The 13671-nt window shown below is 77.1% G+C and carries 8 protein-coding genes; 4 read left to right on the forward strand and 4 right to left on the reverse strand.

What is annotated here, in order from left to right; genetic code table 11:
• Positions 1–113: 113 nt before the first annotated feature.
• Positions 114–2921: a phosphoenolpyruvate carboxylase gene (gene ppc / locus IE329_RS10505; protein WP_373311145.1), complete on the reverse strand. Its 2808-nt coding sequence runs from the start codon at positions 2919–2921 to the stop codon at positions 114–116.
• A gap of 271 nt (positions 2922–3192) precedes the next feature.
• Between ppc and IE329_RS10510 the strand changes: the two genes are divergently transcribed.
• On the forward strand, positions 3193–4476 hold the full coding sequence (locus IE329_RS10510) for a sensor histidine kinase (RefSeq protein ID WP_190210580.1): 1284 nt from the start codon (positions 3193–3195) through the stop codon (positions 4474–4476).
• A 97-nt stretch (positions 4477–4573) separates the two neighbouring features.
• Here the strand turns inward: IE329_RS10510 and IE329_RS10515 are convergent, their stop codons facing one another.
• Positions 4574–5113 carry an SUKH-3 domain-containing protein gene (locus IE329_RS10515; RefSeq protein WP_190210654.1) on the reverse strand — a complete coding sequence of 180 codons (540 nt, stop codon included), beginning with the start codon at positions 5111–5113 and terminating at the stop codon, positions 4574–4576.
• 36 nt (positions 5114–5149) lie between these two features.
• On the reverse strand, positions 5150–5617 hold the full coding sequence (locus tag IE329_RS10520) for a YwqJ-related putative deaminase (protein ID WP_190210581.1): 468 nt from the start codon (positions 5615–5617) through the stop codon (positions 5150–5152).
• A 679-nt stretch (positions 5618–6296) separates the two neighbouring features.
• Here IE329_RS10520 and IE329_RS10525 point away from each other — a divergent pair.
• The 3 genes from IE329_RS10525 (at position 6297) to IE329_RS10535 (ending at position 11616) form a co-directional block, all read left to right on the forward strand.
• On the forward strand, positions 6297–7298 hold the full coding sequence (locus tag IE329_RS10525) for an SMI1/KNR4 family protein (protein WP_190210582.1): 1002 nt from the start codon (positions 6297–6299) through the stop codon (positions 7296–7298).
• A 63-nt stretch (positions 7299–7361) separates the two neighbouring features.
• Positions 7362–9830 (forward strand): SUKH-4 family immunity protein, encoded by a 2469-nt coding sequence (locus IE329_RS10530; RefSeq protein WP_190210583.1) that lies wholly within the window; start codon positions 7362–7364, stop codon positions 9828–9830.
• Between the two features lie 199 nt (positions 9831–10029).
• Positions 10030–11616, forward strand: coding sequence for a hypothetical protein (locus IE329_RS10535; protein WP_190210584.1), 1587 nt, complete (start codon positions 10030–10032; stop codon positions 11614–11616).
• Between the two features lie 76 nt (positions 11617–11692).
• Here IE329_RS10535 and IE329_RS10540 read toward each other — a convergent pair whose 3' ends face one another.
• Complete coding sequence (locus IE329_RS10540) at positions 11693–13003, reverse strand: nucleotide sugar dehydrogenase (RefSeq protein ID WP_229927350.1); 1311 nt, start codon at positions 13001–13003, stop codon at positions 11693–11695.
• Between the last annotated feature and the right edge of the window lie 668 nt (positions 13004–13671).

A 13671-nucleotide genomic window follows, 5' to 3' on the forward strand; every position in this document is an offset into this window, starting at 1 on the left:
TGTCCGGGCCGGTGCGGGGGCTCCCGCGGTCCGTCGGGCGGTCCCGGACGCACCGCGCCCGCCGGCGGGGTGCCGGCGGGCGCGGTGGTGGGTCGGTGGCGGTGCGGTGGCGGTCAGCCGGTGTTGCGCAGGCCGGCCGCGATGCCGTTGACGGTGAGCAGCAGCGCGCGGGCGCGCAGCGGGTCCTCGGGGCGGCCCTGGGCGACCAGCTCGCGCTGGCGGCGCAGCAGGGCGACCTGGAGGTAGGAGATCGGGTCGAGGTAGGCGTCGCGGACGGCGAAGGTCTGCTTCAGCACCTCGTTGTGCTCCAGGAGTTCGCTCTCGCCGGTGAGGCGGAGGACCTCCTTGAGGGTGAGCTCGTGCTCGGCGACGATCTGGTCGAAGATGTGGTGCAGTTCGGCGGGGACGAGCTGTTCGACGTAGTGGCGGGCGATCCGCAGGTCGGTCTTGGCCAGCGTCATGGCGACGTTGGAGAGGAAGTTCTGGAAGAAGTGCCACTGGCCGTGCATCTCGTCCAGGACGTCGCCGAGGCCGGCCGCGCGGGCGGCGGCGAGGCCGGAGCCGACGCCGTACCAGCCGGGGACGATCTGGCGGGACTGGGTCCAGCCGAAGACCCACGGGATGGCGCGCAGGCCGTCGAGGCCGGCGCCGGAGTCGGGGCGGCGGGAGGGGCGGGAGCCGAGGTGCAGGGAGGCGAGCTGGTCGACGGGGGTGGCCGCGAAGAAGTACTTCGGGAGGTCCTCCTGGTCGACGAGGGCGCGGTAGGAGTCGTGGGCGGCCTGGGAGACCTGGTCCATGGCGGCGTCCCAGCGGGCCAGTTCCTCGGGGGCCTGGCGCGGTGCGGTGTGCAGCGCGGAGGCGGCGAGGGTGGCGGAGATGGTGAGTTCGAGGTTCTCGCGGGCCAGTGAGGGCAGCAGGTACTTGTCGGAGATCACCTCGCCCTGCTCGGTGACCTTGATCTCGCCTTCGAGGGTGCCCCAGGGCTGGGCGAGGATGGCCTCGTGGGAGGGGCCGCCGCCGCGGCCGACGGTGCCGCCGCGGCCGTGGAAGAGGCGCAGCCGGATGCCGTAGCGGTGGGCGACGTCGCGCAGGCGGCGCTGGGCGCGGTGGATCTCCCACTGGGAGGTGGTGATGCCGCCGAACTTGGAGGAGTCGGAGTAGCCGAGCATGACCTCCTGGATGTCGCCGCGCAGGGAGACGAGCAGCCGGTAGGAGGGGTCGGAGAGCATCTCGTCCAGGATGCGGTCGGCTTCCTGGAGCTCGTCGGTGGTCTCCAGGAGCGGGACGATGCCGATCTTGGCGATGCCGGCGTGCAGGTCGATGAGGCCGGCCTCGCGGGCGAGGACGGTGGCGGCGAAGACGTCGTCGGCGCCCTGGCACATGGAGATGATGTAGCTCTCGACGATCTCGTCGCCGAAGCGCTCGAAGCCCTCGCGGATGGTGTTGAAGACGCCGAGGGTCTTGGTGCCGGCGGCGTCGAGGGGTGCGGGGGTGGGGGCGAGCGGGCGGCGGGAGCGGAGTTCCTTGGCGAGGAGCTTCTGGCGGTATTCGCGGGGCATGTCGGCGTAGCGCCAGGCTTCCTCGCCGAGCCGGTCGAAGAGCTGGCCGAGGGCGTGGTGGTGGGCCTCGGCGTGTTCGCGGACGTCCATGGTGGCGAGCTGGAGGCCGAAGGCCTCGATGGTGCGGATGGCGCGGGCGAGGCGGCCGTCGGCGATGAGTTCGCCGCGGTGGCTGCGCAGGGAGTCCTGGATGAGCCGCAGGTCGGCGACGAGGTCGCGGGTGCCGCGGTAGTCGCGGCCTTCGACGTGCGGGGTGCCGTGGGCGAGGCGCTCACGGGTGTTCTCCAGCTTGAGGCGCACGCAGGTGGCCTTGAGCCGGTAGGGCTCCTCGGCGTTCATCCGCTTGTAGCGGGGGCTGAGTTCGGGGAGCAGGTGGAGGTCGGTGTTGAGGGAGGCGAGGAGTTCGACGGAGGCGCCGGCGAGCCGCTCGGAGGTGGAGAGGGAGTTGCGCAGGTCGTCGACGGCGGCGAGGGCGTCCTTGATGCCGTACTCGTGCTGGAGGTTGAGGACGTCCCAGGTGACCTGCGGGGTGACGTTGGGGTTGCCGTCGCGGTCGCCGCCGATCCAGGTGCCGAAGGTGAGCGGGCGGACGCCTTCGGGGAGGGTGAGGCCGACGCGGGCGAGTTCCTCGTGGAGTTCCTCCAGGACCTCCGGGACGGCTTCGCGGTAGAGCTCGTCGAGGTAGTAGACCGCGTTGCGGGCCTCGTCGGTGGGCTCGGGGCGGGCGATGCGCAGTTCGTCGGTCTGCCAGAGCAGGTCGATGACCTCGGCGAGGCGGCGGTCGGCCTGGCGCTTGGCGGAGGTGTGCCGGTCGGGGTCGGTGGTGGAGAGGCCGGAGGCGACGTGCTCGCGGTGGATGCGCTCCAGCAGCTCGCCGACGCGGCGGAGCTTGTTGAGGACGCTGCGGCGGGCGGCCTCGGTGGGGTGTGCGGTGAAGACCGGGCGTACGGCCAGGTGGGCGAGGGTGTCCTCAAGGTGCTTGGGGTCGGCCTCGGCGAGCTGGTCGGCGGTCTGGGCGAGCAGCGAGCCCTCGCGGGCGCGGCGGGTCGCGAACTCGCGGCCGCGGTGCACCTGCTCGGTGACGTTGGCGAGGTGGAAGTAGGTGGAGAAGGCGCGGACGAGCTTGCCCGCCGTCTCCAGGTCGATGTCGGAGAGGAGCTCGGCGGTCGCTTCGCCGTCGGTGCGGCTGAGCAGGCGGACCTGCTCGACCAGGCCCAGCAGCTGCGGGCCCTCCTGACGGACGAGCGTCTCGCCGAGCAGGTCGCCGAGGCGGCGGATGTCCGCGCGCAGGGCGGCGTTGTCTGCGATCGGACCTGCGGCGGCGTTGGGGCTGTCCGCCGGGGTGGGGACCGGAGCGGTCACGGCTGGCTCCCTGTGGTGGTGGGGTTCGGCAACGGCTCTTGTCACCTGGGTGACGGTGACGCGTGCGGACCGCGCTGTCCGACGCGACCAGCATAGGTGGGTGGGTGGCTCGCGTCCGAGAGGTGGCCGGATCGCGGACACGTCCGGCCGGCCGGGGAGGCCGGCGGCCGGGTGGGCCACAGAGGTCTGGACCATTTGGCGGGGGGTGGAGGGTGCCCGCGGCGGGGAATTCCGGATGGGCGGGATCGCGCCAGCGCCTAGGCTGTCGGGTATGAGTAACCCGCCTGGGGAGACAGCGCCGCCGGTCCGGCCGCTGTGGTGGTGGAAACGGCGCCGTAGTGCGTTCCTGGACGTCGGCCTGGCCGCGCTGGCCGGCCTGGAGTGCGGGTTCGGGGCGTACCGGTTCGTCGGCGACCGGCTGGGGATGGGCCTGCCCATGGCGGTCCTGGCGCTGGTGGTCGGGGTGCTGGCGGGGGCGTCGCTGGTGGTGCGCCGGCGGTGGCCGGCGGTGCCGGTGCTGATGGCGCTGCTGTTCCTGCCGGGGCTGTCCGGCGTGATCCTGTTGATGGTGTCGCTGTACACGCTGGCGGCGACCTGGGAGTGGCCCTCGCGGCGCCGGCGGGTGGTGGCCCTGTCGGGGCTGGCGTTCGTCGAGTCGGTGGGGATGGTGCTGACGGCGCTGCTCGCCCCGGGCCGGCCGGCGCCCTCGCCGGAGGTGGGCGGGCCGCCGGTGTGGGGCCTGGCGGTGCTGGTGGGGGTGGCGTTGACGGTGCCTCCGGTGGTCACCGGCCTGTACGTGGGGGCGAAGCGGCGGCTGGTGGAGTCGTTGAAGGACCGGGCGCACGGCCTGGAGACCGAGCTGGACCTGCTGGCCGAGCAGGCGCAGGAGCGGGCCCGCCGGGCGCGGCTGGAGGAGCGCACCCGGATCGCCCGGGAGATGCACGACGTGGTGGCGCACCGGGTGTCCCTGATGGTGGTGCACGCCGGTGCGCTGGAGCGGATCGTGGCGAAGGACCCGCAGAAGGCGGCGCAGAGCGCCAAGCTGGTGGCGGAGGTCGGCCGGCAGGCGCTGGACGAGCTGCGGGAGATCCTCGGGGTGCTGCGGATGGCCGAGGAGCCGGGCGCCGGGGGTGAGCAGCCGGACGGGCTGTCCGGGCTGCCGGGGTTGGTGGACCAGTCGAAGGCGGCGGGGATGGCCGTCACCTTCACGGTCAGCGGGGCGCGTCGGGCGTTCAGCGCGGAGGCGGAGCGGACGGCCTTCCGGGTGGTCCAGGAGGGGCTGACCAACGCGCACAAGCACGCGGGCGGGGCGTTGGTGGCGGTGCTGCTGGCGTACGTGCCGAACGGTGTCCGGGTGGCGGTGGTGAACGGTTGTCCGGTCGCGGCGGGGGAGCGGGTGGGCCTGCCGAGCGGGGGCAACGGGCTGGTCGGGATGCGCGAGCGGGTGGTGGCGCTGGGCGGGACCTTCCGGGCCGGGCCGGAGTGCGACGGCGGCTTCCGGGTGGAGGCGGTGCTGCCGTCGCGGCTGGCCCTGCAGAGCGAGCGGCTGGGCTGAGCGGAACGACGGGGCGGGCGGCCGAGCGGGCTGCTGGGCCGTGCGGGTGCCCGGGGCGGGCGGGCGGTCGGGCTGCGGGCCGCCCGGGCCCCGGGGGTCAGGCCGGCGGCGGCCCGGTGCGCAGCCGCTCCGGCAGGGTGCCGAGGAGCAGGGTGGTGACCGCCTGGTCGACGCCCTCGCCGAGGAACCACTCGCCGGTGTGGTCCAGGCTGTAGACCCGCCCGGCCTCGTCGATGGCGAGCAGCGCCCGGCCGTACATCTCCTCGCCGAGCGGGGCCAGCTTGGTGTCCAGGGCGCGGCCGAGGTCGGCCAGGGTGCGCGGCTGGTGCAGGCCGCAGAGCGGGTCGAGCAGGAACGGGGTGCGGGCCAGGTCGCGTCCGGCGCCGGACGGTTCGAAGTGCAGGCCGCCGAACTCGGCCCAGGCCTCCACCGCCGCCGGGAACACCGAGTGCCGTACGCCGTGCGCGTCGCCGGGGGTGCCGTACCCGGCGAGGGCGTCGGCCCACTCCTCGGCCTGCTGGATCTGCCAGCGGCCGGGGTGCCAGCCGGCCTGCTTGAGCTCGGCGGCGACGTCGGCGGGGAAGCGCGGCCGCAGCCGGGAGGGGGTGGGACTGAGCGGGTTCAGGACGTGCTCCAGCGATCGGGGACAGGGGTCGTGCGGCGGGGCGGAGGATCAGGCGCCCGGGGGCCCGACGGCGACGCTCTGGACGTTCAGGTGCTCCAGCAGCGGCTCGCAGGAGCGGCACGGCGGCGCGTGGGTGCCGTGGGCGGGGTCGTGCTCCTCCCGGATCCGGACGGTGGTCAGCCGGGCGCCCTTGAGGGACTTGCGGGCCTCGCCCAGGCTCAGCGGTTTGCGGGCGGCGCGCTTGGAGCGGCCGGCGTCCACCGTGGTGAGGTGCTGGGAGAGCAGGACGGCCTCCGGGCAGTGCCCGGTGAACCGCTCCCGGTGCTCGACCGGCAGGGCGTCCAGGAAGTCGCCGATCAGTGGGTGCAGGCCGGGGCGGTGCTCGGCCTTGTCGCCGGCCAGGGTGAGCACCTCGCCGCCGCGCAGCGAGAGGGCGGCCGCGACGGCGGGCAGCAGGCTGTCGCGGAGGTGGCGCAGCAGGGGGGCGCCGGCCGGGGTGGTCTCCTCGACGGTCATACGGCTTCCTCCTTCTGCGCGGTGTCCGGGCGGGTCGCCCCTGGTGGGGCGGCGTGCGGTCGGGGCCGGTCGCCGTCCGGGCCTCCGCCCGGCCGTGGTCCTGGCCGTCCGCCCGGTCTACCGGCGGGTAGTTCCGGTGGCGCGGGCCGGTGGTGCTCCGGGCCGGCTCCGGCCCGGGCCCAAGCCTGTCAAACGCCACTGTCAGTCGGTCACCCGGGGTGTTGGGCCGGGGAGAGAAGGATGGGGCATCGGCGGCCCGGAAGGTGGGAGGCGGGGCCGGTGGACACGCGGCGGGGGCGGGATCTGCACGGGTTCCTCACGGAATGTCCGCCGGATCGCCCCGTGGCCGGCCCGTGGGCGGTCCTGGGCGGCCTCGGCGGGGCGGGTGACGGCGGCCGTTCCGGCTGTGCGGGTGCCGGGCGGTGGTCCCGCGTGCCATCGGCCGGGGCCGGCAACTCCTCGGCACGAAAGCGCTGTTGGGGCGGTGTCCGGCCGGGTGGCGCGGCGCCGGCCCGGGGCCCGGCGGGAGCGGGCCCGGAGCGGCGGGGCGGTGCCGGGGGCCGCTCGCCGCAGGCCGCCGCGGCCTGCCCGGACGAACCTCCAGGCGGGGCGACCGAGCTCCGGGCCGACCCCCTACCCTGGTGTCCAGCAATCGGCTTCAGTAGGTGGGGGCTCCCAGATGACGACAGGTCGGCCCGGCACCGCCGCCGCGCCCAACGGGGCGTACGCGGGCCAGGTGGTGCAGTTCCCGGACCCGGTACGGGCGCAGAGGCATCCCGCCGGGGTCCGGGTGGACGAGTACGGGTACCCGGACTTCAGCGCGTACGCCGCGGCCGCCGCCGAGGTCGCCGACCCGCCGGAGGGCTTCGGGGTCGACGAGCTGAGACTGACCGACTTCGTCTCGGCGAACGCCGCGCTGTTCACCCAGGGCCACGAGCTCTGGGCGGACCAGGACACCGCCGTCGCCACCCCGCCCGGCTGGACCTGGCACCACGCCGTCGGGCGGGCCGCCCCCGGCTGGCGCCGGATGGAGCTCGTCCCGGTCGAGGTGAAGGCGCTGCTGCGGCACCACGGCGGCCTGGCCCGCTCCTCCGCCGACCACGGCCGGCGCGGCACCCGCCCGCTCCAGGAGCACCGCCCGGTGCACTTCTCGCTGGCCAAGGACGGCGGCGACCCGCTGAGCGTCCCGGAGGACCTGGTCCAGCGGGCCGAGGAGCGGCTGGGCTACCGGCTGCCCGGCGCCTACCGCAACTTCCTCAAGGTGGCCGGCGGCCGCACGCCGGCCGGCGTCGCGCTCGACACCGAGTACGGACTGCTGCTCGACCAGCCGTTCCTGACGCTCAGTGAGGAGTACGGGGTCGACGACCTCGTCTACGCCAACAAGTGCCTGCGCGACCACCTGACCAAGGACTACCTCGGGATCGCGTACGTCCAGGGCGGCCTGCTGGCGATCAAGGTCCGCGGCGAGGGCACCGGTTCGGTCTGGGCCTGCCTCTACGACGACGCCCGGGACACCGGCGGCCCGGAGGCGCCCGAGGACCGGGTGGCGCGGCTGCTGCTGCCCTGCGGCGAGGACTTCGACGCGTTCCTGCTCCGGCTGGCCGGCAGTCCGCCGGAGCTGGAGACGGTCGCGGAGCTGATGGTGGACGGCGGGTTCGCCCGGGCCGTCCCGGTGCGCTGAGATGCGCGGCGGGCGGCGGGCGGGGCAGGCAACAGATGGTGAGCGGACAGGGGTGAACCGGGCGTGGTGACGTACGCGCAGGCGCAGGCGGTCGCGGACGACTGGATCAATGGCGGGGTGCCGCGCTCGCAGCAGCGCGAGGTGCGGGTCCGGGAGTTCGACCTCGGCTTCGTGTGCTGGTCGGTGGACCCGGCCGAGGGCCCGGCGGCCGACGGCGGGGAGGTCCGGCTGGTGATCGCCCGCGACACCGGGGCGAGCACCCTGTGGCCGGCCCTGCCGGTGAACGAGGTCGTCCGGCAGTACGAGGAGGTCTACGGCCGGCCGGTGGGGGCCAACCCCGCGGGTGCGGCCCGGCCGGCCCCGGGGCCGGTCGAGGCGACGTCCTTCCTGCTCAGCCCGCCGCAGTGGCTGCAGGAGGCCGGCGCGGCGGCGATCGCGGCGGAGGCGGCCCGGCTCGGCGAGCCCGCGCCCGCGCCCGCGCCCGCCGCCCAGCCACCCGCTGCCCCGGCCGCGCCGGCTCCCGCGCCCGTGCCGGCTCCCGCGCCCGTGCCGGCTCCCGCGCCCGAGCCGGAGTTCTCCGGCGGCTACGGGCAGGGCCCCGGGCCCGCCGTGCTCAGCACGCCGCCCGCCTCCGACCGTCCGGCCGGGGACGCGCCGACCATGCTCGCCCCGCCGTCCGGCCCGGACGCGCCGGTTCCGCCGGCCGGGGACGCCGCCGCCACCGTGCTGCTGCCCGAGGGCCTGCCCGGCGGGCCGCCGGCGCCGCTCGGCGCCACGCCGCCGTTCCCGGCCCAGCAGCCGGCCGCCGACGGGTACGCGCCGACCGTGCTCGCCCCGCCCGGCGCCCTGCCGGGCCTGGCCGGCCTGCCCGGCGCACCCGGCACCCCGCCGCCGGTCGACCACGCGGCCACCGTGCTGGCGCCCCCGGACGGCCTGCCCGGCGCACCCGGCGTGCCCGGTCCGCCCGCGGGCGGACCCGCCGTCGACCACGCGCCGACCATGCTGGCCCCGCCCGACGCCGCCCCCGGCCTGATGGGCCTGCCGGGCGCCCCCGCGGCCCCGGGCCCGGTGGGCCTCGGCCGGTCCGGCTCCAGTGCCCCGCCGCCCCCGCCGCCCGCCGACCTGCGCGGCGGCGCCGGACCGGCCCAGGCCGGCGGCGGCCGCGGTTCGAGCGCCCCGCCGCCGCCCCCGCCGGGCGGGCTGCGCCAGACCCCCGGCGCCGCCCCGGCGGCCGGCGGCCTCGGCCGGTCCGGCTCCAGTGCCCCGCCGCCCCCCCCGCCGCCCCGCCTGCGCGGCGCCGACGGGCAGGCTGCGCCGCCGGCCCCGGCCCCCGCCGCCCCGCCGGCCGCGCCCGGCGCCGCCGGTGTCGCGTACGAGCGGACCCAGCTGGCGCACGCGGTCGAGCTGCCCGGGGGCCCCGGCACCCCGCGCCCCGCCGTGCCGCCGGCCGGCTACGGCTACCCCGGTGCCGGCGCCCCCGGGGCGCCGGGCCCGGCCGTCGCGCCCGCCGTGGTGCCGCCGCCCGCCCCCGGCCCGCAGGGCCCGCCGGTGCCCCCCGGCGTGCCGGTGGTCGGCCCCGGCTACTTCGCCGCGCTCAGCTACCGCGCCCCCGACGGCTCGGAGCAGAAGCTGCTGCAGCGCAGCGAGCCGGGCACGCCCCACCCCGAGTGGAAGATCCTCCAGGAGCTGCGCCGGCTGAATGTCCCGCCGGAGCAGGTGCTGGAGCTCTACACCGAGCTGGAGTCCTGCGACCTGCCGGGCGGCTACTGCGCGCGGATGATCCGGGCGTCCTGGCCGAACGTGCGGCTGACCCACACCGCCGGCTACGGGCGGGACCAGCAGGCCCGGCAGGCGGGGATGTCCCACCTGCTGGACCACCTGGACGAGCTGCACCAGCTGGCCTCCGCCCCGCAGCGCCCGCGCCCCGTCCGGGCGCCGCTGCCCGCCCCGGGCAGTGTGCCGCCGCTGCCGCCGCTCCCGCCGCAGCAGCTGGCGGCGGAGCTGGGCCAGGCCTTCGGGCCGGCCGTGTTCCGCTTCGAGCAGCGCGCCGTCTCCCGGCAGGGCGTGCCGGAGCCGGTGGCGCAGACCCTGATGTGGGCCGGCCTGCCGCGCGACTTCGGACCGTTCTTCTGGGCCCAGGCGCAGGAGGGCCGCCCGATCCCGACGCTGGCCGAGCTGGCCGCCGAGCGCGGCGTCCAGGGCGGGCCGGACTTCGGCGGCTACCTCGTCCTCGGCAACGACTACGGGCGCCAGCTGTGCGTGCAGTACGGCACCGCGGCCGTGGTGGCGGTGGACCTGGAGGGCGGCGGGGAGCCGCCGCGCTTCGTGAACACCGGCGTGCCGGAGTTCGTCCGTTCGCTCGCCCTGCTGGGCCGGATGTGGCGGCTGCGGTACTCGCTCACCCCGGACCAGGCGGGCCGCTGGACCACCGACTTCCAGGCCCAGCTGGCGGCCGTCGACCCGGCGGCGCTGCAGTCGGCGGACACCTGGTGGGCCGTTCTTCTCGAACAGTTCTGGGACGGTCTGCTCTAGCGGATCGTCGCAGGTGACGGGGGCGTACCGGCCTCGGGTACGGCCCCCGTCCGTGTCGGCACGGCGGCGCCTCGTTGGGGTTTCGCCACGATCTGCGCAAAATAGGTCAAGAGGACGGTCGTACCCGCCCGCTCCTCGCCACGCAACGATTCGTCCCGGCCCTGGGCTCCGCAGCCCGTGATCACGAGGGGAAGAGCCCATGAGCGACGCCGTCTCCCAGTACGGCTTCACCGTTGGCCGGCGTGGCTACGCGCCCGAACAGGTCGACCGGTCCCTGGTCGCGTTGACCGCCCAGCGGGACGCCGCCTGGGAGCGGCTGAGCGTGCTCGGCGCCGGGCTGCGGGAGATGGAGAAGCGGCTCGCCGACATCCGGCAGACCGCCGAGCACGCCCCGGAGCCCGACTACGGCGTGCTCAGCGAGCAGGCCGCCGGGCTGGCCCGCACGGCCGAGGCCGAGGCGCTGGCCGTCCGCGAGGCCGCGGAGCGCTTCGCCGAGGACACCCGGGACGAGGTCTACGAGGCCGGCCAGGCGCTGGCCCGGGCCGCCGAGGAGTACGCGACCGCCGTCCGCGCCGAGGCGGACCAGGCCGCCCGCCGCAGCGAGGAGCGGACCCGGGCCGAGGCCGAGAAGCTGCGCGGCGAGGCGGACCGCGAGGCCCGGGGCGTCCGGGACGCCGCCACCGCGCACGCCGCCAAGGTGCGGGTGGCCGCCGCCGAGGCCTCCGAGCAGGCCGAGGCCGCCCTGGCCGACCTGCGCCGCAGCGCGGACGAGATGTTCGCCGCCGCCGTGGTGAAGGCCGACGCCGAGGACGCCAAGATCACCATGACCGCGGAGCGCCGGCTGAAGGAGGCCGAGCAGTTCCGCGAGACGGTGCTCGGCCAGATCAAGCAGTCGGACGCCGAGGCCCAGGCCAAGGCGGACCAGCTGATCGACCGGGCCCGCCGGGAGGCCGAGCGGGTCAACGCGATCAGCGAGCAGGAGCAGACCGAGTTCGCGACCCGCTACGAGGTGGTCCAGCAGCACCTCGACCACATCAAGGGCACGCTGGCCTCGCTGACCGGCGCGGCGGTGGGTGCGATCGAGCCGGAGCCCGGCCCGCAGGGCGCGGCCGTGCCCGCGGCAGGGGCGGCGCCGGCCGGGGGTGCCGCCGACGCCGAGGACGCGGTCGACGCCGAGGACGCGGTCGTGGCCGGGCCCGTCGCGGTGGGCGGCACGGTCCAGCTGCGCGCGGTGGGCCGCCCGGCGGCCCGTCCGGTGGACTCCGAGGCGGACACCGGCGAGATCGTGCTGACCGTCGACGCGCCCCCGGCCGCCGGGGACCCCCGGGCCGCCGCGCCCTTCCCGGTGGCCGCCCAGGCCCCGGACCCGGTTCAGGCCCCGGCCCCGGCACCCGCCCGGGCGGCGGGCTCCGAGCCGGGCGCCGCGCAGGCCCTGCCGGGCGACGCGGCCACCGAGGTGCTCCCGGTGACGCCCGCCGGGCCCGCCTTCGTGCCGGGCCGGGTGGCTCCGGCCGCTGCCGGCGCTGCCGGAACCCCCGCCGCCGCTGCCCCCGCCGCCGGAACCCCCGCGGACGCCCCCGCCGATGCCCCCGGCGTCGCCCCCGCGGACGCGGAGCCCGGTCCGGCGGTGCCGCCGAAGCCGGCCACCGCGCCGTCGGCGGGTGCGCCCGCGCCCGGTGCGCCCGGCGGCGAGGAGGTCTCGACCCGGATCATCCCGAAGATCGTGATCGTCGACGACGGCTCCGAGTACGCGACGCCGCACACGGTCGTTCCCCGCCGCACCTGAGCCCGGCCGGCCGGGTGCCCGGCCCCGGCACCTCGGCGGCAGCACCTCGGCCGCGGCGCCCGGCGTCGGCACCCGGCTACAGCACCTCCACCGCGGCCCCGGCCGGGCGCCGGCGGCAGTCCAGGACGTACCGGGCGTGCCTGGCCACGGCCCGGTCGTCGTGGTCCGCGTGGTCGCTGAGCAGGACGACCGCGTCCGCCCCGGCCAGCTCCCGGGGCGTCGCCCGCACCGCGGTGACGGCCGCCGGGCGCCCGTCCGGGCAGCACCCGGGCCGGGGGCCGGCGACCCGGACCTCGGCGCCCGCCCGGACGAGCAGCTCGGCGATCCGGATGGCCGGCGTCGCCCAGGAGTCCCCGAGGTCCGCGAAGTCCCCGCACCTCCCGCAGTCCCCGGCGCCGCACGCGTCCGCCGGGCCGAGCAGCAGGACGCGCGCGCCGCGGACCGGCCGTCGGCGTTCCTCCAGCGCCGCGGCGAGCCGGCGCACCACGTAGTCGGGCATCCGGCCGTTGACCTCGTTGGCCAGCTCCACCAGACGGAAGGACTGCCCGAGCGCCCGCTCCGCCCGCCAGGGCAGGTACGCGGGGTCGATCGGCAGGCAGGGCCCGTCGGCCCCGGGCCCCGGGGTGAGGCGCGGAGGGCCGAAGGGCTCGGGGCCGAAGGGCTCGGTGGCGGCCGCGTCGATCGCCTCCCGCAGGTCCAGCCCGAGGTCGTGGGCGAACATCGCCAGCTCGTTGACCAGGGCGGTGTTCACCTGCCGGAATCCGCACTCCAGCAGCCGGGTGAGCTCGGCCTGCCGGCAGGAGGAGACCGGGACGGTCCGCTCCACCAGCTGCCGGTAGAAGCCGTCGACCGCCGCCAGCGCCGCCGGGCCGACACCCGACACCACCTTCGGGGTGTTCTCCAGCCGCCGGGCGGGATCGCCCGGGCCGGTCCGTTCCGGGCTGCACCCGAGGTGGAAGTCCCGGCCGGCGGTCAGCCCGGAGCCCTCCTCCAGCAACGGCGCGAGCAGCTCCTCGGTCGTCCCGGGGTAGGCGGTCGTCTCCAGCACCACCGTCGCGCCCGGCCGCAGGTGCCGGGCCAGCAGGACGGCGGCGGCCTCGACGCGGGAGAGGTCGGGGGCCCCGTCGCGCAGCGGGGCCGGCACGGTGATCACCGCGACGTCGAAGCCCTCGACGTCGGCGGGGTCGGCCGACGGCCGGTAGGCGCCGCTCGCCAGCAACGGCCGCAGCCGGGCGGCCGGGACGTCCTCGACGTGGGACCCGCCCGCCGTCAGCCGCTCGACCCGGTGCCCGTCCGGGTCGTACCCGACGACCCGGTGCCCCACCTCCGCCGCGCGGACGGCCAGCGGCAGCCCCACCCGGCCCGGGCCCGTGACGACCACGCGCACGGCGACCACCCCCCCTCCATCGCGGGCCGCCACCGCGACCGTCCCGTCGCGGCCCCTTCGCGTCCCCGACATCAGGGTAGGGAGCGGGCCCGGGCCGCGGGGGCTTTCCGGCGTTCGTGCCGGAGCGGCCGCCACCTGCGGGGCAGCGCTGCGACAGAGGGGTGTGCGACGGGGGGCGTGCGACGGGGCGGGGGCCTGAGGCCCGCGGGTGCACGGGGCGACGGCCCGCTGGGACCCAGGGCCCGGAACGCGACGGGGCCGAGACCCGTGGCGCCCTCCAGGAAAGGGCGCCACGGTTCCCGGCGATTGGGCGGGCGCCCCCACCCAGGGTCGCCCGGCCGCGCATCCCGACCCCCATCGGGCTGCGTCCGTGCCCTCCGCAGCCATCCCCCACGGTTGGGTGCGGCGGGCACATTCACCATGCTGCGCGATCTCCATGGACGGCCAGTGACAGGAGTATGTCCACTTCGTGGCATTCATTCGCGACGTCCGCCCGCCGGCGCACGGGATGTTCATTCGCGGCATTCCGGGCCGACCGGACGCGGCACGACCGGTGCGCCGCGTCAGCGTCGGCGCCGCGGCGTAGGCTGGACACCCCCGGCCGCTCGGCGCGCCGGGCCGTTCGCGTTGCCCCGCCGGATCTCCGGCGCCTGGGCACTCCAGCTACG

The sequence above is a fragment of the Kitasatospora indigofera genome (assembly GCF_014655955.1).
Taxonomy (GTDB): domain Bacteria; phylum Actinomycetota; class Actinomycetes; order Streptomycetales; family Streptomycetaceae; genus Kitasatospora; species Kitasatospora indigofera.

What these genes read in the sequence shown, in the direction of transcription:
- IE329_RS10520 (WP_190210581.1), bottom strand. Translation starts at nt 5,617, where the DNA reads ATGACCGTCGAGGAGACCACCCCGGCCGGCGCCCCCCTGCTGCGCCAC.
- IE329_RS10525 (WP_190210582.1), top strand. Translation starts at nt 6,297, where the DNA reads ATGACGACAGGTCGGCCCGGCACCGCCGCCGCGCCCAACGGGGCGTAC.
- IE329_RS10510 (WP_190210580.1), top strand. Translation starts at nt 3,193, where the DNA reads ATGAGTAACCCGCCTGGGGAGACAGCGCCGCCGGTCCGGCCGCTGTGG.
- IE329_RS10535 (WP_190210584.1), top strand. Translation starts at nt 10,030, where the DNA reads ATGAGCGACGCCGTCTCCCAGTACGGCTTCACCGTTGGCCGGCGTGGC.